Source organism: Leyella lascolaii (genome assembly GCF_900079775.1).
Lineage (GTDB): Bacteria > Bacteroidota > Bacteroidia > Bacteroidales > Bacteroidaceae > Prevotella > Prevotella lascolaii.
The window spans coordinates 66,766-87,739 of record NZ_LT556038.1 but is presented as its reverse complement, the minus strand read 5'-3'; the positions used below and the strand labels follow the sequence as shown (position 1 = coordinate 87,739).

The following is a 20,974-nucleotide window of genomic DNA, read 5'->3' as shown; positions in this document are numbered from 1 at the left end:
TACCATACGCGGGCATTCCGCTAACGAACCGTCCGCGACCCGAAACCGGATTATTGACTGAAGCTACTACGTATCACATTTAATTTATAACATCTATTATGAACATCAGAAAATCCAGACAACTGCTATTGTCCGCCACTGCCGCATTGCCTGTCGTGGCATCCGCACAGGCTGAGGACCGGCGGCCTAACATCATGGTCATCATGGTGGACGACATGGGGTATTCCGATCTCGGATGCTTCGGCGGAGAGATACACACGCCCAATCTCGACGGCCTTGCAAACAACGGAATGCGATTCACACAGTTTTTCAATGCCGGACGGAGCTGTCCGTCAAGAGCCGCACTCATGACAGGACTCTACGCACAGCAGGCGGGCATCATGGCGATGGGACAGAGTCTCAACACCGAATGCGTCACCATACCCGAGGTTCTCAAGACCGCCGGCTATCACACTGCCATGACCGGCAAGTGGCATCTGTCGCTCACGCAGGGCATAGGCAACAATGCCGACCAGATGGCATGGCTCTCCCATCAGAACACATTCAACAACCGGCCGTTCGCTCCAATTGAGACCTATCCGTGCAACCGCGGATTCGACGAGCACTGGGGAACGATATGGGGCGTCGTGAACCACTTCGACCCGTTCTCGCTCGTACACAACGAAGAACCTATATACACCGACGCAATACCGTCTGACTTCTATTCCACCGACTTCATCACAGACAAGACCATAGACCTCATCGACGACCTCTCCGCCAAGGAGGAGCCGTTCTTCATGTACGTGGCATACAACGCACCTCACTGGCCGCTGCACGCCAAGCCGGAAGACATAAAGAAATATGATGGGATGTACGACGAAGGATGGGACGTGATGCGCGAGAAACGCTACGCACGCATGGTGGAACTGGGACTGATAAGTCCTGAGCAGACACCCGTCTCGCGCAATGAGTCGGGACGCCTTTGGGAGAACGAGACCGACAAGGAGTTTCAGGCGGCAAACATGGAGGTGCACGCGGCTATGATAGACTGTGTGGACCAGGGCGTGGGACGCATCATACAGAAGCTCAAGGAAACAGGCGAATACGACAACACCATAATAATATTCTCCTCCGACAACGGCGCATCATCAGAGAATTACGGCATAGGCGAGTTCGACAGACACGACCGCACGCGCGACGGACAGATGGTGACGCACGACTCGAGGACGCCGGGCGACCAGCTGTCCTACAACTATCTCGGCACTGGATGGGCGGGAGCCATCAACACGCCTTTCCGTTACTGGAAGGCGGAGTCGTTCCACGGAGGCATCGCCGCGCCCACAATTGTGCACTGGCCCGCAGGCATGAAGAGCGGAAAAGGCTCCATCGTGAACGAGCCTTGCCACTTCATCGACATCATGCCTACATGCATCGCGCTGGCTGGCGCCGAATATCCGTCCACTTACAACGGACACTCCATTAAGCCGCTCGCCGCCGAGGGACGCAGTCTGCTGCCTCTGATAAGCGGTGAGGGTGAATGGAACGGTGAGCGCACTCTGTTCTGGGAGCATGAGAACGGACGCGCCGTGCGTGTGGGCAACTGGAAGATGACGTCACTGCGCAACGGCGGATGGCAGTTGTTCGACCTCTCCACAGACTATTCCGAAACCAACAACGTGGCAGCCGAGCATCCCGACAAGGTGAGGGAAATGAAGACTCTGTGGAACAACTGGGCAAAAAGCGTCGGACTGAAGGTTAAGGAGGAGATGGCTGACACGGAGAAAGAACTGCTGTTCTATTATCCGTTCGACGGCGACCTCACGGACAAGTCGCCCAACAACTATCCGCTGTCCTCCAACGGGCACAGCTTTGCCGAGGGCAGGTTCGGACAGGCTCTGTCGCTCAACGGCAACGCTCAGTATCTGGATTTCAACACCACCGGCACCGTGAACACCAAGGACACGCAGTACACCATATGCGCGTGGGTATATGATGAGGAGACTGCCGTGCCCACCTCCGGCACTGCGGAGAACGGCAATTTTTTCCGCGACGAGATTCTGCTCGCGCAGAAAGACCACAACGGAACAGGACGCATACTGCTCTACACACGCCTGGAGACACCTCAGACTGGCGGTGACACCAGAATGTTTTTCAACAATTTCCTCGGCAACAGACACAATCCCGCGTCCGACGGATCGTTCAGACGGGGTGTCTGGCAGCACGTGGCTGTAGTGTGCAATCCCGTCGACCGCAACGTGACTTACTACATAGACGGTGAGCGCGACCTCACTGTAGCCACCAACGCTTTCGAGGCTTGCCAGGGCGGTTTCCGCATTGGAGGACATAAGAACAACAAAGACTACTGGCACGGAAAGATTGACGAGCTATACTTCTTCAAGGGTCTGCTCTCTGCAGAGGAAATACACAGCATACGCGACAACACTTTCTTCTCGACGGGCATAGACAAGACCGGCGCGGCAGACTTCCGTGTAGTGTTCGACAACACCACGCGCACGCTCCGCGCCCACGACGGAAGCACCTTGAAATCCGTCGCCCTCCATTCCTCCACAGGGCAGGAGATAATGAGCGTCAGAAACAAGTCGCACGTGTCGCTCGGCAGTCTTCCCAAGGGCGTATACATAGCGAGCGTGGCTGGAAACACAGGTGAGAACATGTCGCTCAAAATCACTCTGTGACGCGACAAGACTACACCTGATTCTGAAAAAACACTCCTTGAAGGGCTGGATTCTGCTTCCAGCCCTTCATTTTTGCCTTTAGCGGCATTCACTTTTTCTTATTACAAACATGCGCAATCCTTATTTGCACAATACAGGACACAGCCTTTTGTTACCATGAAAAGAGGAACATGGACTTAAATTTGCAGAAAACAGCACAATTGTTCCACGATTTTCCTCATTCACTTGTCATATTATCGTCATACCTGCAAAATATTGCGGAGTCACCAACATTGCGTTTCTCTATAGCGACTATCGTTTTTTCCGTCAGCAAAACATTCCGTACCCCCGTTCATGGCGATACCTTTGCACCGGTAAAAATAACAGAACGATTATGAATATCTACATTATCACATGGATCATCATCGTAGGAGTGCTGGCTCTTACATTTGTTTTCAGGGCTATAGAGAACTTCCGCAAGGAATGCGGCAACAAGGAGGGCGACCCTCACTTCTTTGAGATAAGCAAGGATACAGAACTTTTTTATTGTCCCGGTGACGAATATCTGGCAGATGAGCAAGACTGTATGTAACACTTCGGCACTTCCCGGAAGCCTGCCATCGACGAAGGAAGTATGCATGTTTCTTTCCGACTATGCGGCATGGCTGATGGGTTGCGGAGCCACATGCGCACGCATAGAGAAGAACATCCGGCGCATGTCGGAGACGTTCGGGATGGAGTCTGACATGGCTGTGATGCCGGCACACATCCATCTCTCGGTGTGGGACAAGGAGCACACCGAGTCTTACAGCAACATAAAAAGGATACACAGGTGTGGCATAAGCTTCAACATCAACACGCGGCTCTCAAAGCTCAGCTGGGACGTTGCCGACGGAAGGGCTGACTTCGACAAGGCTTGTACGGAGCTTGAGGAGATAAGCCGCACTCCGCCAGAGAACCAATGGCTCGTCCTTCTGCTCGCGTCGCTCGCCAACGCTGCCTTCTGCCGTCTCTTCGGAGGCGACGCGGCGGCAATGCTCACGGTGTTCGTAGCAACGCTCGCGGGCTACCGTCTAAAGCAGATAATGCTCGGAGCGAAAGCCGACGTGCGCCTCACTTTCTTCTGCTCGGCGTTCTTCTCATCCGTCATATGCACAGGAAGCCATCTCTTCGGATGGGGTGCCACACCGGAGATTGCCATAGGCACGAGCGTGCTCTACCTCATTCCGGGCATTCCTTACATCAATTCGGTGAGCGACATGCTCGACGGCCATTACATATGCATGTTCGGCAGACTTACCGACGCCGCCGTGCTCACGGCATGCCTGTCGGCTGGTCTGTGCGCAGGACTGCTGCTGATGAACCTCAGTCTGTTCTGACCGTCCACGCGCAGCCTGACCATCCCGACACCGGAAGACGGTGTACAAGACCGAAAACATCACTGAAATCTTAACAAGAAACAACATTATGCTATTCCAGATACTACAGGACGGATTCTTCGCAGCCATTGCGGCAATAGGCTTCTCGAGCATAAGCAATCCGCCGCGACGCACATATCTCTACTGTGCCATAACAGCCGCCGTGGGGCATTCTGTGAGGTTCCTGCTCATGAACAACGGCGTGTTCCACACTCACATCATCCCCGCGAGCGCAATAGCGGCATTCGCCATCGGCATCGTGGCGGTGTTCCTGACGCGCTTCACGAAGAGTCCGGCGGAGTCATGCTTCTTCCCCGCCCTGCTGCCCATGATTCCGGGAATGTATGCCTACCACACCATAGAGGCTCTGCTCATGTGTCTCTACCACAGCGAGGAGCCGGTGTTCAACCATTATCTCTATCTTCTGGCGTACAACGGATTCACATGCACGTTCATCATCATAGGTATGGTGGTGGGTGCCACAATACCGGTTTTCTTATTAAAAAAGATGTCTTTTCAGGCGACAAGATAAATATTATTGTATCTTTGTATAAGATAAGCGGCACTCGGGAAACAAAGAGCAAGCTCTCTTTCCGCTCGTTTGCATTATCTTTGTATAAGATAAGCTTCGGTTCAGCAATGTCAAGAACGGTAAAACTCAGTTTTCCCGTCTTCCCGTTGCACTCACCTTGCATTATCTTTGTAAAAGACAAGTCTTAACAAACACGACACAGACTCACCGAAAAAAGAAACCGACATGGAACTAAGACAGCTGAAATACTTCGTAAAGGCAGCCGAAACACTCAACTTCTCCGAAGCCGCAAAGGCTCTGTTCATAACGCAAAGCACGCTGTCGCAGCAGATAAGGCAGCTCGAACAGGAGATGAACGCGCAACTGTTCACACGCAACAGCCACAACGTGAGTCTTACGGAAGCCGGAGAGGAACTGCTGCCCTACGCCCGCAACACACTCCACTCCGCCGACGCATGCATCGACCGGATTCACGACCTGCAGCATCTGCTCACGGGAACACTGGACATCGGCGTGACGTTCACATTCAGCCCGATTCTCACCGAAACGCTGATAACGTTCATGAAACAATATCCGCAGGTGAAGCTGAACATATGCTACGGTCCGATGACCGACCTCATGGAGAGGCTCGGACACCGTGAGCTCGACTTCGTACTCGCCTTCAAGCCCACCAAGCACTACGACGAGATTGAGTCGCACGTGCTCTTCGGCAACCATCTCGCGGCTGTAGTGCAGGACAACCATCCGCTCGCCGGACACGACATAGCGACCATCGAGGACCTCACCCACTACGACATCGCCCTGCCCTCGAAAGGACTGCAGGCGCGCAACGCTTTCGACAGGATCTCGTCTGCCTTTCAGGGCAGGCTCAACGTGCGCATAGAACTGAACGAGGTGAACATCCTGCTCAAACTCATACGCCAGAGCCAGATGGTGACAATACTTTCTGAAGCCACCATCCACAACGAGCAGGGCGTGAAAGCCGTGTCCATCGACATGCCGGGAAACGGAATGGAAGGATGTGTGCACGTGCTGAAGAATGTCTACAGAAAGCGTTCGGCGCAGGAGTTTCTCAGAATGCTGAGCGAGTCGAACGCCATACGTGAGCGGCTGCGCGACTGGTTGTGACATACTGCCACACGTTATTTTAACCCCAACATGCCATCAGTACGCTGATTGTACATTTAATGTTTATTGCCGGCTATTCATCTTTCTTCCGCACTGCCGCCCTCACCCGCACCGTCCCACACATGTAAACACCTCGCCACTTCACGCAGGTAACCCAAGTAGAGACGCAAAATCTTGCGTCTCACGAGCAACCATGCGCAATAAAACCGAGGCATGCGCCCACCTGCAATCACCGCACCTTTCCCTCGGGAGACGCAAAATTTTGCGTCTCTACAAGGCGGACGCCGTCATCATTTTAAATAAAACACCACGCCACTTTACGCAGTCAACCAAAGTAGAGACGCAAAATCTTGCGTCTCACAAGCAACCATGCGCAATAAACCAAGGCATACATCCACCTGCCATCACAACGTCTTTTTACTCAGGAGGCACAATGATACCCAATAAACTGATGTAAAAAACCATCTGCCATCACCGCAATCTTCCCCCATTACACACCCTGACGCAACACTGGCACCTTTCCGCAAATCGCATAAATATACGTAAACGTCGGTAAAAAGTTTTGACAAAATAAAATCGCGAAACAGATACTGACATATTATAATATATGTATAAAAAGCGTATTTTTACACGGATATACGTCCGCAGCGACGTGAAAATAACACGGAAGAGCCTTTCTCACACCTCCGGAAAGCACCGTCCATGCATCCGAAAGCACCGTTCCGCACTGCGGGAAAGCCTCTTCCGCGACGCCATAAAGCCCGTTCCGCACACCGGAGCTGGCTTTATTTTCATCTCATACAGCACAAACGGCTTATTATCAGACACTTTGCCGTCATGCTCAAAACTCGCGTATTTGCAGCCGGAAAGTCGCCTGCGCGGTGCGAAGCCATTCTCGTCGAACAGCGGTGAATATTCATGCATGTCGCGGAGGCGTTTTCCGTATAATTATGCAAAGTGATGACCGGCACTCCGAAGTCACCATAACGGCGTTTCCGCACAGCTCCCCTGCCTCGACGCGACCCCTCCCCTCATCCCTACGGAGGGCATGCCGCACACCCGTCTCACAGCCTGCCGCCCCGTCCCTGAGCCTACGCGGCACGGCAGCCCCGCGCTCCCCGCCGTTTTTAAGAATAAACAACAATTAAAAAACAAAATAAATACAGCTGATAGACCAATTTTTATTATCTTTGCACGTAGATACACCGGGGCTGCCGCACGGCTCTCAACACGTGCCGGGAAGGCGGAAACGGAGCACCCCAAAAAACAACATTACAAACATAAATAATAATTTTCATCATGGCATTTTTAACTAATGAGAAACTTACAATCGTCGGCGCAGCCGGTATGATTGGTTCAAACATGGTTCAGACAGCACTGACAATGGGTCTGACAAGTGACATCTGTCTTTACGACGTCTTCTCTCCGGAAGGTGTTGCAGAGGAAATGCGCCAGAGCGGTTTCGGCGATGTAAAGATCACAGCAACCACAGATGCCAAGGAAGCATTCACCAATGCGAAATACATCATATCCTCAGGCGGAGCTCCACGTAAGGCTGGCATGACACGCGAAGACCTGCTCAAAGGCAACTGCGAGATTGCAGAAGGTCTGGGAAAGAACATCAAGGAGTACTGCCCGGACGTAAAGCACGTTGTCATCATCTTCAATCCTGCTGACCTCACAGGTCTTGTCACACTGCTCTACTCAGGTCTGAAACCGTCTCAGGTAACCACTCTGGCTGCCCTCGACTCAACCCGTCTGCAGAGCGCGCTGGCTAAGAAGTTCAACGTTATGCAGAGCGAAGTGAAGGGATGCGCCACATACGGCGGACACGGAGAGCAGATGGCAGTGTTCGGCTCACACGTTACTATAGACGACAGAAAGCTCACCGACATCATCGGAACAGACGAGTTCCCCGAGGCTGAATGGGAGCAGATGAAGAAAGACGTGACACAGGGCGGCGCCAAAATCATCGAGCTGCGCGGCAGGTCTTCGTTCCAGAGCCCGGCATACCTCTCTGTAGAGATGATACGCGCGGTGATGGGCGGCGAGAAGTTCCGCTTCCCGGTAGGCACATATGTCAACACCGGCAAGTACAACCACATAATGATGGCTATGAACACAACGCTCGACACCACCGGCGCTCACTACGAAGTGCCGCAGGGAACAGCCGAGGAGAACGCCAAGCTCGACGCAAGCTACGAGCACCTTTGCAAGATGCGCGACGAGCTTGTTACGCTTAACATCGTTCCGCCGATAGCTGAATGGAGCAAGGTGAACCCGAACCTGTAATACCGGGACATACAGACAACAGTATAAAGGTGTGGACGCGGAAGCGTTGTCCGCACCTTTTTTTCTCCAATAAAGGACGCCGCGCCCTCATGCGACGGCACACATCAGTAATAGGGGTTGCCTTTTCCGTAATATAATTATGTTCGCTTACGGTGTTTTTTCTTATTTTTGCACCCGTGAGAACACACACAGACGGAACGCCGCCGCCAGACGACGGAGGCTCCGCAACAACATATCATAACATAAAACACAAGCAACACGACATGGAAACAATAAAGGACAGATCTTTCGGAGGAGAACGCCCGTTGTTCGAAATACACAACGTGCGTCTCGAGAACGTTACAATCACCGACGGCGAGTCGGGAATAAAACACTGCAGCGACATAGAGGCTGACAACTGCCGGTTCTACGGCAAGTACCCGTGGTGGCACGTGAAGGGAAGCCTCATCACACGCTGCTACTTCGCTCCGGAGTCAAGATCGGCAATCTGGTATTCGGATAACATGACCATGAAGGACAGCGTGATAGACGGTCCGAAGTTCTTCCGCGAGATGAAGAACCTCACTCTCGAGAACGTGAAGATAAACGATGCCGACGAGACTTTCTGGAACATCGACGGTCTGAACATACGCAACGTCACCCTGCACGAGGGCACCTACCCCTTCATGGGCAGCCGCAACATAGTTGTGGACGGACTGGAGAGCGACGCTAAGTATGTGTTCCAGTATGTGAGGAACGCCGAGATACGCAACGCACGCATAACTACCAAGGACTCGTTCTGGGAGACGGAGAACGTCACGGTGTACGACTCTGTGCTCGACGGAGAGTATCTGGGGTGGCACTCCAAGAACCTGCGCCTCGTCAACTGCCACATAGCGGGCGAGCAACCGCTGTGCTACGCGGAGAATCTGGTGCTTGAGAACTGCACCTTCGACGCCGCATGCGACCGCGCGTTCGAGTATTCAACAGTGCGCGCAGACATCAGAGGACACATAGAAAACATAAAGAACCCTACTTCGGGACTCATAGTCGCCGACAGCATAGGCTCAGTCACCATCGACGAAAACATACGCAAGCCTGCCGACTGCGTCGTACGCACAAGACAATGACGCACAAGGCGGTATGGCGCATGACATACCATTCATCCTAAAATAAAACTTATGACATACGATTTCGATACTCTTATAGACCGCCGCGGAACCGACTGCGTGAAGTGGGACACGGCAAAGGAGGACGACGTTCTGCCCATGTGGGTGGCAGACATGGACTTCAAGGCGGCGCCGTGCATAGCCGAGGCTCTCAGAAAACGAATGGAGCACGGTGTGTTCGGATACACCATCGTACCCGAAAGCTACTACGACGCCATCACAGGATGGTTCGGCAGACGCCACAATTGGAACATCGACCGCAGCTGGATAATCTACACCACCGGCGTGGTGCCTGCCATATCGGCTACCATAAAGGCACTTACAGAACCGGGAGACAAGGTCATCATACAGACACCGGTGTACAACTGCTTCTTCTCTTCGATACGCAACAACGGCTGCGTCATAGCAGAGAATCCGCTGATATATGAGGACAACACTTATCACATAGACTTTGAGGGATTCGAAAGGCTGGCTGCCGACGAGCGCACAAAGGTGTTCCTGCTCTGCAACCCGCACAATCCGGCGGGACGGGTGTGGCTGCCAGAGGACATGAGACGCCTCAACGACATATGCATGAGGCACGGTGTGAAGGTGATAAGCGACGAGATTCACTGCGAGCTTATAATGAAAGGCAACAGCTACACGCCCTTCGCGTCAATATCCGACGAGTGCCTGCACAACTCCATAACGCTCAACTCGCCCACGAAGGCATTCAACATCGCAGGACTGCAGATTGCCAACATCATATCGTGCGACGCCGACGTGCGACGCACGATAGACCGTGCCATAAACATAAACGAGATATGCGACGTCAATCCTTTCGGTGTCGTGGCTCTTCAGGCGGCTTACAACGAGGGCGGAGAATGGCTCGACAGCCTCAACGAATATCTTTACGGCAACTACACGGAGCTGCTCCGGTTCTTCAGAGAACGCATGCCGGCAATAGGAATAACACGGCTCGAAGGCACCTACCTGGTATGGGCGGACATCCGCAGCACCGGAATGAGCTCCGACGAGCTTAACCGCAGGCTCATCAGCGAGGGACACGTCATGATGAACAGCGGCACGATGTACGGCAAGACCGCAGGAGAGGGATTCCTCAGAATAAACATAGCGTGCCCGCGCAGCCGCATGATTGAAGGACTGGAGCGCATGGCGCGCGTCATAGAAAAGCTCTGACACACTCACCGCAAACATTTTGCCGGATATGGACAGTAGACAGGACTACAGATTCGAAGTGTGTGCCAACGGTGTGGAAAGCTGTCTGGCGGCACAGGAAGGAGGCGCCGACCGTGTGGAACTCTGCGCCGGCATACCCGAGGGAGGCACCACTCCGTCGTACGGAGAGATAAAGACCGCACGCCGGTTGCTCACGTCCACACGCCTGCACATCATCATACGGCCGCGCGGAGGCGACTTTCTCTACACTCCGCTCGAGCTCGAGCGCATGACAGAAGACATAGGCGTGTGCAGGGAACTCGGTGCCGACGGTGTGGTGTTCGGATGTCTGACGAAAGACGGAGAGGTGGATATTGAGGCAAACAGACAGCTCATACGGTGCGCTGCAGGTATGTCGGTGACGTTTCACAGAGCCTTCGACATGTGCCGCAATCCGCAGAAGGCTCTCGAGGACATCATCTCTCTTGGCTTCAACCGCATACTTACCTCCGGACAGCAACCCGACGCCCTGAGCGGTGCACAGCTGCTGAAGGAACTCGACAGACAGGCTGACGGACGCATAATACTGCTCGCCGGATGCGGCGTAAACGAGAACAACATTGCGCATCTGCGCTCTCTCACATCACTCAGAGAGTATCATTTCTCCGCAAGAACAAAGGTGAGAAGCGGCATGGACTACATCAACAGCCGCGTGTTCATGGGCAGCAAAGACGCTGACGAGACATCGACGGAAGTCACCTCAGCCGAACGTGTGAGACAGACAATAAATGCCTGCATCGGATAAAATATCATGCGATAATTGTAAAAACGCCACGGCAGTTAGCTGTTTGTGGCGTTTTTTTCGTACATTTGCCAAAAATAATGCAAGGCGAGTGCAACAGCAAGGCGGGAAGACAAAGTCTTACCGGACTTGATACTGCCGAGCCGAAGCTTATCTTATATAAACATCAAATTAAAAAACCTAATTTATGAAGTACTTATTCACAACTCTCATCACATTGTTAATGTCTGCGGTGAACGTCCTCGCAGACGGAGCCAAGAGCAAGGTGCCGCTTGCCGACCCTTACGTTCTGCTCGACGGAGACACTTATTATGCCTACGGCACGCACAACGCCAACGGTATCGAGGTATGGACTTCCGACGACCTGTATGTCTGGAAATACCGGGGACTCGCCCTGCACAGGAACCAGACGACCGAAGAAAGATGGTTCTGGGCACCGGAGGTTTATCATAAGAACGGCAAATACTATATGTATTATTCTGCCAACGAGCATCTCTACGTAGCCACGTCAGACTCTCCGCTCGGACCGTTCAGGCAGCAAGGCACATACCAGATGAACAATCTTCTGGGCTCGGAGAAGTGCATCGACTCGCACGTTTTCTTCGATGACGACGGCAAGGCTTACCTTTTCTTCGTACGGTTCACCGACGGCAACTGCATATGGATGTGCGAGCTGGAGGACGACTACATGACTCCGATAGACGGAACACTGAAGAAATGCATCAACGTAACACTGCCTTGGGAGAAACTGCTCGGCAGGGTATGCGAGGGACCTAACATGGTTAAGTTCGAGAACAAATACTATCTCACCTACTCGGCTAACGACTACAACAGTCAGGACTATGCCGTGGGATGCGCCACAACGTCATCTCTCAGCAATCCGACATGGGGCAAATACAGCAAGCCTATACTGTGCCGGGTAGAGGATCTTGTGGGAACAGGACACCACACCATATTCACCGACAAGGAAGGAAAGATGCGCATAGCGTTCCACGCGCACAATTCCACAACGTCCGTACACGACCGTCTGATGTACATAGGCACGATGGAGTTCACCGGAAGACCGGGACGCAGGGTGCTCAGAATGACCGACGACCCTATAATAAGACCCATAACCAATGAGGATGTTACCGACGGCATAGGCGGCATAAGCACCGGTGAGAGTGTGAAAGAGTATTTCTCACTCAGCGGAATGAGGCTTTCCGAGCCGCAGAAGGGCGTGAACATCGTACGCGAAAACGGAAAGACGCGCAAGGTGATTGTGGAGTAAGGCTCTCCACATCATCTCTTACCGGTGACGGAAATGCCATGACAGAGACATGGGAATGCAGCATCCGAGGCATAAGAATTCAACATATGACGCACAAGAATATGACACCGGATGCATGAAAAATGGAACTTCCGCAACAATAAAGAACGTAAATGAGAATGGAGAACGTCGGACAACGTTCTCCATTCTCATTTTTATCATAATCTCGTATGTCAATTCCCGTAGCGCGGCAATACCGCTTTCTGTGTGCGGGAAGCACCTTTCCAGCATGCAACAAGCGCAAGGCGGTATGACTGTTCTGCCTATTTCAGCACCTCAATGGCACGGCGCATACGGCGCAGAGTCTCTTCCTTGCCGAGGAACGCGGATATGTCGAACATGCCGGGACCCTTTCCCTCGCCCACGAGAGTGAGCCTGAAAGCGTTCATCACATCACCGAGCTTGTAGCCCTTCGACTCCACCCATGCCATGACAACATGCTCCTGACCTTCCACGGAGAAGTCTTCGATGCCTTCCAACACCTCAGCCAGCTCGCCCATAACCTTTGCTGAGTCGGCTTTCCAACGCTTTTTCACGGTCTTGGCGTCATATTCCGTCGGTGCGATGAAGAAGAATGAGCAGAGCTGCCACAGCTCTTTCACGAAGCTCACGCGGTCTTTCATCATCTCCACTACCTTCAACACGCGCTCAAACGGTTCGTCAACGCCGTTGTTGGCAACGATGGGTGCGAAGAGCCTTGCTATCTCCTCGCTGCTCTTGCGCAGTATATATTCGTGGTTGAACCATATTCCTTTCTGATAGTCGAAGCGTGCTCCGGCTTTCGAACACTTTGTTATGTCGAAGAGACTGACAAGCTCGTCGAGCGTGAAAAGCTCCTGCTCAGTGCCTGGATTCCACCCGAGCAGAGCGAGGAAGTTTACCACCGCCTCCGGGAAATAGCCGCTCTCGCGGTATCCGGAGGACACGTCGCCCGTCTTGGGGTCGTGCCATTCCAGCGGAAAGACGGGGAATCCGAGCCTGTCTCCGTCGCGTTTGGAGAGCTTGCCCTTGCCTTCCGGCTTGAGGAGAAGCGGCAGGTGAGCGAACTTCGGCATGGTGTCCTCCCAGCCGAAAGCCCTGTAGAGCAGCACATGAAGCGGCGCGCTCGGCAGCCACTCCTCACCTCTTATGACGTGGCTTATCTTCATCAGATGGTCGTCCACGATGTTGGCAAGATGATATGTAGGCAGTTCGTCGGCACTCTTGTAAAGCACCTTGTCGTCGATGATGTCGCTTTTTATGACCACCTCACCGCGTATCATGTCGTCCACATGCACCTCCTGTCCCGGCTCCACCTTGAAACGCACCACATACTGCTGCCCGTCGGCTATGCGACGGCTGCATTCCTCCGGTGTCATTGTGAGCGAGTTGGTCATCTGCATGCGCGTATGGGCGTCATACTGGAAGTTTGCCGTCTCGCTGCGTTTCTTCTCCAGCTCCTCGGGAGTGTCGAAAGCCACATACGCCATGCCCTTTTCGAGCAGCATGTCGACATACTTCCGGTAGATGTCCCTGCGCTCGCTCTGGCGGTAAGGACCGTATTCGCCACCGAAGGACACACCCTCGTCGAACTTTATTCCGAGCCAGCGGAACGACTCTATGATATATTCCTCGGCTCCGGGAACGAACCGGTTTGAGTCGGTATCTTCTATTCTGAAAACAAGTTCGCCGCCATGCTGACGCGCGAAGAGATAATTAAACAGTGCGGTCCGCACTCCGCCGATGTGCAGCGGTCCCGTTGGGCTGGGCGCAAAACGCACTCTGACTTTATTCTCTGACATTGAATGCAAAATAAATTATTTATCTATAATTTTCCTGCAAAAGTAATATAAATTTTCCAAATGTTGTCAGTTTTTTATTACTTTCGCAAAGGAAACAAATTAATACACCCATTATGAACATACAGAACAAAAACAGAGGGAAAAACCTCCGTAACATAATAATACGCATTTCGCTCATTGCCGTGACCGTACTTGTAATAGTGTGGTCGCTGCCGAGGACCGAAAGCAAGCACTACCGCTACGACATCGGCAAGCCGTGGATGTACAGTTCGTTCATAGCAAAGTTCGACTTCCCAATCTACAAGACCGATGAGATAATAAAACAACAGGAAGACTCGGTGCTCGCAAACTATCAGCCGTACTACAACTACGACAAGAACGTGGAGCAGACTGAGCTCAAGAAGCTGTGGAACGATTTCCGCAACGGCATACCGGGGCTTCCGGCGAACTATCTGAAAATAATAGCCGACAGGCTGCACCGCATATACCAGTCGGGAATAATGGACACTCCGGAATACAACGAGATATACAAGGACTCGTCGAACATGGTAAGGATAGTGGACGGAACCAACGCGCAGAGCACCCGCATCACCTATGTCTTCTCCACGATGACGGCATATGAGTTCCTTTTCATGGACGAACGGCTTGCCCAACAGAGGCAGATACTCCAGAAATGCGACCTCAACAACTACATAGAACCGAACCTTATATACGACAAGGAGCGCAACGAGACTGAGCGCAGCGACTTGCTCAGCAGCATACCGTCGGCAAGCGGCATGGTGATGAGCGGGCAGAAGATAATAGACAGGGGCGACATTGTGGACGAACACATATACCGCGTGCTCAGCTCTTTCGAACGGGAGATGCAGCGGAGGGGCGCATCGGCAAACCAGATAACGTCAATCCTGATAGGTCAGACCATATTCGTGACCATCATGATAATGCTCTTCACGGCATATCTCGGACTGTTCCGCCGCGATTATTTCGACAAACCGCGAAGCATTGCCATGCTCTACGCGCTGATAACGATATTCCCCGTCATCGTGTCGTTCTTCATGCGGCACAACTTCCTGAGCGTCTACATCATTCCGTTCGCCATCGTCCCCATATTCGTGAGGGTGTTCATGGACTCGCGCACGGCGTTCGTCACACACGTGACGATGATTCTCATCTGCACCACGGCAGTGAAATACCAGTATGAGTTCATCATCATCCAGATAGTGTCAGGACTCATAGCCATCTACTCACTGCGCGAACTGCTCCACCGTTCGCAGGTTTTCAAGGCGGCGCTCTTCGTCACCGCGGGCAGCTCAGCCGTATACTTCGCCCTCCAGATGATACAGGACACCGACTTCCCGATGCTTGACGGCGACATGTACTACCACTTCTGCGTGAACGGCGTGCTCGTGCTTCTGTCCTATCCGCTTATGTTCATCATCGAGAAAACGTTCGGATTCACATCCAGTGTCATGCTTTTCGAGCTGTCGAACACCAACCGCGGACTGCCTCACGACCTCAGCGCGACAGCCCCCGGCACCTTCCAGCACTCCATAACCGTGGGCAATCTGGCTGCCGAAATAGCCAGCAAGATAGGCGCCAACAGCCTTCTCGTGCGCACGGGAGCACTCTATCATGACATAGGAAAGATGTCCGACCCCGTGTTCTTCACCGAGAACCAGGCTGGGGTGAACCCTCACGAGAACATATCAGACAAGGAAAGCGCGCGCATAGTGATAAGTCACGTCACCGAGGGAGTGAAGATGGCGGAGAAGGCGGGACTGCCCGGAATAATAAAAGACTTCATCCTGACCCACCACGGATGCGGAATGGCAAAATACTTCTACATAAACTATAAGAACAAACACCCCGACGAGGATGTGGACCCGACACCGTTCACCTATCCGGGTCCCAACCCGTTCACGCGCGAACAGGCTATACTCATGATGGCTGACGGCGTGGAGGCAGCCTCGCGCTCGCTCCCCACATACACCGAAGAGAGCATATCCGCGCTCGTAAACAAGATAATAGACAGCCAGATGGCTGACGGATTCTTCAAGGACTGCCCCATAACGTTCCACGACATAGAGCAGGCGAAGCAGGTGCTCATAGAAAGACTCAAAGCCATCTACCACACACGGATATCCTATCCGGAGCTGAAGAAGTATGAAAAGACGCCCGACCGTCCGAAACGGAAGAACAGGTGGGGATACAACTGAGGCTGACCACACATACGTCATATAAGACAACGGCATGTTGCACATATACAATCATTTGTGCAGCATGCCGTTTCTTTTTAGTTAACATTCATTAAACACAAAACATCTTTTACTGTATTAAAGAGCAATTTAATTAACTTTGCGACCTATCATTTAAACAATATTAAGATGAATAAATCAAAATTAGCCCTCGCGGCTCTCTTTGCCGCATGTTGCGTAAGCTCATTCGCGGGCGGCATACTCACAAACACAAACCAGAACATAATCTTCCTGAGAAATCCGGCGCGCGACGCCGCCATCGGCATCGACGGTGTATACAGCAATCCGGCGGGCGTGGCTTTCCTCGAAAACGGTTTCCATCTGTCCATAAACCTGCAGAACGTGCACCAGACACGAACCATAACAACAGCCTACGGCGACCTGTTCAAGAACAACGTGAACAACCCGGCGACAGCCGCCAACGGCTACGCCCACAAGTTCAAGGGTGTCGCCGACGCGCCGGTAGTGCCGTCGTTCCAGGCGGCATACGTCAAGGACGACTGGACATTCCAGTTCGGTTTCGCCATAACAGGAGGCGGAGGAAAGTGTGAGTTCGACAATGGTCTCGGCTCGTTCGAGGGTGTCGTGGCAGGCATTCCGGCAGCCCTGCTCGCCGCAGGCATCAACAGCAGCCTCGAACCGATGGGCACACAGCTCACCGGAGGCTACTCCATGGACCCTTTTATGCGCGGAAGGCAGTACTACTACGGCTTCACTCTCGGAAGCTCATACAAGATAAGCGACAACCTCTCGGTGTATGGCGGACTGCGGATGCTGTACGGCACCGCCAACTACTACGGCTACGTGAAGAACATCTCACTGCAACAGAGCACGGGCGGACAGCTCTCCATGACCGCCGCTCCGGCTTTCTTCGGGTCGCTCGCGGCTTCGCTCAATCAGGCGGCGGGCATGTATGAGGCTGCCGGACTCGACGACAAGGCTGCCGAGGCAAGGGCTCAGGCTGCACAGATGACAGGCTACGCCATGATGACACAGGACATAGAGCTGAACTGCGACCAAAGCGGCTGGGGCGTGGCACCCATCATCGGAGTGGACTTCAAGGCTGGAAGGCTGAACCTCGCAGCCAAGTATGAGTTCAAGACCCGCATGCGTCTGAAGAACAAATCGGCAAACAGCCTCAGCGCAGAGAACATAAGCATGCTCGACAAATATGCCGACGGCAGGAAGGTGGCGGAGGACTCGCCTGCACTTCTCACCGTGGGAGCGCAGTATGAGGTGCTTCCATCGCTGCGCGTCATGGCTGGTTATCACCGCTACTTCGACACCGACACGGAGCAATACACCCGGGACATGCTTGGCGACACCAACGAATATCTCTTCGGAGCGGAGTATGACATCAACAGATACATACAGGTGAGCGCGGGAGCACAGCGCACATGCTACGACTTCAACGACAAGGCAATGAACGACATAAGCTATAACGTCAGCTCATGGTCGTACGGACTGGGCGTCGGGGTGAACGTGACGGACAAGGTGAAGATAAACGCCGCATGGTTCCAGACGCTCTACGGAGACTATGACAAGGTGCAGGCAAGCGCATCGATGAAAATAAGCGACTCGTTCACACGCTCCAACCGCGTCATCGGTCTGGGCGTTGACATAAAGCTGTGAACCGACGGGCGGCATGCTCTTTCTGCCAGGACGGCAGGAGTGAAAACCTGTCCGGAATTGCGAGAAAACAGCATGCGCGGGTGTGAAAAAGAGCAACGCCAACTTCACGAGAATGCGCGTGATACTCAGAAACACCGAAACGGCGGCATAAAAGCGTTTTTATTAAAGAGCAGTATAACACACTGTATATCAGCATAATGCACAAAACAAAGAACTGAAACACACTGTTCCGGAACATGAAAAAGGCTCTTTCGTGATGCGAAAGAGCCTTTTTCGTATTACCGAACGGGCTTTGCCGTATGACGGAAGAGCCTTTCCAGCATGGCAGGAATATACTTTTCATTACCACGTATATTATTTTTTACGCATCAGCAGCTGCCGTTCACCTGACGGAGAGTGTCTGAAGTGAGCCACAAAGTCGCTTTTAACGTTCGTTCACTTCTATTTTATGAATCCGTGCTGTCAAAATTTTTTACTCCCGACAAACCGTGAAACGGCATGAAAGGACACCGCGTCAGTGGCGCGTACCTGTGACCGAAGGCTCACAGCGGGTCCACATCATAGTAGGTCTCGAGCGTGGCATAGCGTCTGTTCTGCATCAGAACAGACTGCCGTGAGCGCAGACACTCGCGCACGCGGGGCAGACTTATGCCGTTCTCAAGCTTTATGAGAATCTTCCGTATGCTCATTGTCTTCACCCGGGCTACCGACGGACGGTCGGGACCGAGCACCCTGTCGCCGAGCGCGGCACGCAGAAGACGCGCCATGTCGGCGGCAGCGTCGTCAGCCACACGTGCGTCGCGGTGGCGCAGATAAACACACACTATATGGCTGAACGGAGGATAGCGGAACATGCGGCGTTCCTCGAAGAGCTCCTTGTAGAACGTCTTAAAGTCGTTTCTCACCACCTCTCCTATCACGGGCAGCTCCGGATTGCGTGTCTGGAGAATCACCTTTCCACGGCTGCCCTTGCGTCCCGCCCGTCCGGCTACCTGCGACATCATCATGAAGGCGTGCTCGTAGGCGCGGAAATCGGGGTTGTTCAGCATGGTGTCGGCGTCGAGGATGCCCACCACGGCGACGTTGCCGAAGTCGAGACCCTTGCTCACCATCTGCGTGCCTATGAGCAGATTGGTGTGTCCGGAAGAGAATTCGCCGATGATGCGCTCGTACGCATTGCGCGTGCGTGTGGTGTCGAGGTCCATCCGCGAGATACGTGCCTCGGGGAAGATGTCGCGCACCCGGTCCTCGATATTCTCCGTTCCGTATCCCCGAGCGCGCAGGTCGGTACTGCCGCAGCACGGACAACGGTCGGGCACATAGAACACACTGCCGCAGTAATGGCACGTAAGGCGTCCGAGCGACTTATGGAGAGTGAGGCTCACATCGCACTTGTCGCAATGCGGGACCCACCCGCACACGTGGCACTCGGTCATCGGAGCGAAGCCGCGGCGGTTGTGGAAGAGTATAGCCTGGCGTCCGTCAGCCAACGCTCCGCGCACCGCCGCGAGCAGAGCGGGCGAGAACGGACCGTTCATCATCTTGCGGCGACGCAGGTCTTTGACGTCCACCACCTGTATCTCCGGCAACTGTATGTTCTTGTAGCGTGTCATTATGCTCACCAGTCCGTACTTGCCTGTGAGCGCGTTGCTGTAGCTCTCCGCCGAAGGTGTGGCTGAGCCGAGCAGCACTTTGGCTCCGCACATCGATGCGAGCATTATCGCCGCCGAGCGCGCATGGTAGCGCGGAGCAGGGTCCTGCTGCTTGAACGACGTCTCGTGCTCCTCATCCACAATGACGAGTCTGAGATTGCTGAAAGGCAGGAAGAGCGCCGAGCGCGCTCCGAGTATCACCCCGTAGGGATTGTCGGACAGCTGCCGCTTCCATATCTCCACCCGTTCGGCATCGCTGTATTTGGAATGGTATATGCCAAGGCGGTCGCCGAAGACGTTGCGCAGACGCTTCATTATCTGCACCGTGAGCGCAATCTCCGGCAGCAGATAGAGCACCTGACCGCCCTCGCGCAGCGTCTTGTCAATGAGATGGATGTATATTTCGGTCTTGCCGCTCGACGTCACGCCGTGCAACAGCGTCACGTTCTTTGTCCTGAACGTGTCCTGTATCTCGTCAAAAGCCTTCCGCTGGGCGTCTCCGAGCTTCTTCATGTTCTCGGGATGAGGCTCTCCGCCGTTGCCCACACGCCCCACCTCACGTTCGTATATGGTGAGAAAGCCGCGCGTAACAAGAGAGTTCAGGATAGTGGTGGTGGCGTGCGCCTCGTTCAGCAGTTCCTCACACGTAAGCTCTGTCACGGAATCGCGCGAGCCTCCGGAGCACGCCTCGTCCCATCGGCTCATGGCAAGAAAGCACTCGAAGAGTTCCCTCTGCTTTCTGGCACGTGTCTGCACGAGCATGTTGAGAGCCACATGCAGCGACTGCCCGGAGCGCATCTTCTCGGGCAGAGTGACGCAACGCTCCGTCTTTGGACGGTATCCGTCCTCGTCCTTCAGTCCGCCAGGCAGCGCAGCTTTGAACACATCGCCAAGCGGCGACATGTAGTAGTCGGCTATCCATTGCCAGAGCCGCAGCTGCAAACCGGTGACAATGGGGTGCTGGTCGGGCAGAGAGAGTATGTCCTTCACGTCGAACGACGGTTCCTCTCCGTGCGTCCTGAGTACGACGCCGATGTATTTCTTGCTGGGTCCGAAAGGCACAACGACCCTCATCCCGGGCTTCACGGCGGCTGTCATGCCGTCGGGCACGGAATAGGTGAAGACGCCTTCGAGAGGAAGTGGGAGTATGATGTCTGCGTAAACCATAAGTATTGCAAAATTACTTATTTATGGCTAATCCGGCAAACTATAT

General features: G+C 53.6%; 15 protein-coding genes. 12 read left to right on the top strand and 3 right to left on the bottom strand.

Going from position 1 to position 20,974, the window contains the following annotated elements; all coding sequences use genetic code 11:
- Window positions 1–98: 98 nt before the first annotated feature.
- The 5 genes from BN4609_RS06150 (at window position 99) to BN4609_RS06130 (ending at window position 5,732) form a co-directional block, all read left to right on the top strand.
- On the top strand, window positions 99–2,675 hold the full coding sequence (locus BN4609_RS06150; RefSeq protein WP_084791385.1) for a sulfatase-like hydrolase/transferase: 2,577 nt from the start codon (window positions 99–101) through the stop codon (window positions 2,673–2,675).
- A gap of 373 nt (window positions 2,676–3,048) precedes the next feature.
- The gene (locus BN4609_RS06145) at window positions 3,049–3,246 is read left to right on the top strand and encodes a hypothetical protein (protein ID WP_021993862.1); all 198 of its coding nucleotides are present in this window, start codon (window positions 3,049–3,051) and stop codon (window positions 3,244–3,246) included.
- Window positions 3,227–4,033: a threonine/serine exporter family protein gene (locus BN4609_RS06140; RefSeq protein WP_068855712.1), complete on the top strand. Its 807-nt coding sequence runs from the start codon at window positions 3,227–3,229 to the stop codon at window positions 4,031–4,033. The genes BN4609_RS06145 and BN4609_RS06140 overlap by 20 nt, the downstream gene beginning before the upstream one ends.
- Before the next feature lie 88 nt (window positions 4,034–4,121).
- Window positions 4,122–4,604, top strand: a complete 483-nt coding sequence (locus BN4609_RS06135; protein WP_021993864.1) for a threonine/serine exporter family protein — start codon at window positions 4,122–4,124, stop codon at window positions 4,602–4,604.
- A gap of 225 nt (window positions 4,605–4,829) precedes the next feature.
- Entirely contained in the window at window positions 4,830–5,732 is a 903-nt protein-coding gene (locus tag BN4609_RS06130; protein WP_068855711.1) for a LysR substrate-binding domain-containing protein, read from the top strand.
- A 678-nt stretch (window positions 5,733–6,410) separates the two neighbouring features.
- Here BN4609_RS06130 and BN4609_RS06125 read toward each other — a convergent pair.
- A complete protein-coding gene (locus BN4609_RS06125; protein WP_068855710.1) occupies window positions 6,411–6,656 on the bottom strand; it encodes a hypothetical protein in 246 nt (81 codons plus the stop codon).
- Window positions 6,657–7,031: 375 nt separating this feature from the next.
- Between BN4609_RS06125 and BN4609_RS06120 the strand changes: the two genes are divergently transcribed.
- The 5 genes from BN4609_RS06120 to BN4609_RS06100 all read left to right on the top strand — a co-directional run bounded on the left by BN4609_RS06120 (window position 7,032) and on the right by BN4609_RS06100 (window position 12,402).
- Entirely contained in the window at window positions 7,032–8,024 is a 993-nt protein-coding gene (locus BN4609_RS06120; protein ID WP_068855709.1) for a malate dehydrogenase, read from the top strand.
- 263 nt (window positions 8,025–8,287) lie between these two features.
- Window positions 8,288–9,133: a DUF3737 family protein gene (locus BN4609_RS06115; RefSeq protein WP_068856338.1), complete on the top strand. Its 846-nt coding sequence runs from the start codon at window positions 8,288–8,290 to the stop codon at window positions 9,131–9,133.
- Window positions 9,134–9,184: 51 nt separating this feature from the next.
- Window positions 9,185–10,351 (top strand): MalY/PatB family protein, encoded by a 1,167-nt coding sequence (locus BN4609_RS06110; protein ID WP_068855708.1) that lies wholly within the window; start codon window positions 9,185–9,187, stop codon window positions 10,349–10,351.
- A gap of 28 nt (window positions 10,352–10,379) precedes the next feature.
- Complete coding sequence (locus tag BN4609_RS06105; protein ID WP_068855707.1) at window positions 10,380–11,135, top strand: copper homeostasis protein CutC; 756 nt, start codon at window positions 10,380–10,382, stop codon at window positions 11,133–11,135.
- 184 nt (window positions 11,136–11,319) lie between these two features.
- Entirely contained in the window at window positions 11,320–12,402 is a 1,083-nt protein-coding gene (locus BN4609_RS06100) for a glycoside hydrolase family 43 protein (protein WP_084791384.1), read from the top strand.
- Between the two features lie 302 nt (window positions 12,403–12,704).
- Here BN4609_RS06100 and gltX read toward each other — a convergent pair whose 3' ends face one another.
- On the bottom strand, window positions 12,705–14,222 hold the full coding sequence (gene gltX / locus BN4609_RS06095; protein ID WP_068855705.1) for a glutamate--tRNA ligase: 1,518 nt from the start codon (window positions 14,220–14,222) through the stop codon (window positions 12,705–12,707).
- Between the two features lie 113 nt (window positions 14,223–14,335).
- Here gltX and BN4609_RS06090 point away from each other — a divergent pair, with 113 nt between their 5' ends.
- Entirely contained in the window at window positions 14,336–16,438 is a 2,103-nt protein-coding gene (locus BN4609_RS06090) for an HD family phosphohydrolase (RefSeq protein WP_068855704.1), read from the top strand.
- Between the two features lie 168 nt (window positions 16,439–16,606).
- Window positions 16,607–18,109, top strand: a complete 1,503-nt coding sequence (locus BN4609_RS06085; protein ID WP_068855703.1) for an OmpP1/FadL family transporter — start codon at window positions 16,607–16,609, stop codon at window positions 18,107–18,109.
- Window positions 18,110–18,651: 542 nt separating this feature from the next.
- On the opposite strand, the gene priA is transcribed toward BN4609_RS06085, so the two are convergent.
- On the bottom strand, window positions 18,652–20,928 hold the full coding sequence (priA, locus tag BN4609_RS06080; protein WP_068855702.1) for a replication restart helicase PriA: 2,277 nt from the start codon (window positions 20,926–20,928) through the stop codon (window positions 18,652–18,654).
- Window positions 20,929–20,974 lie beyond the last annotated feature (46 nt).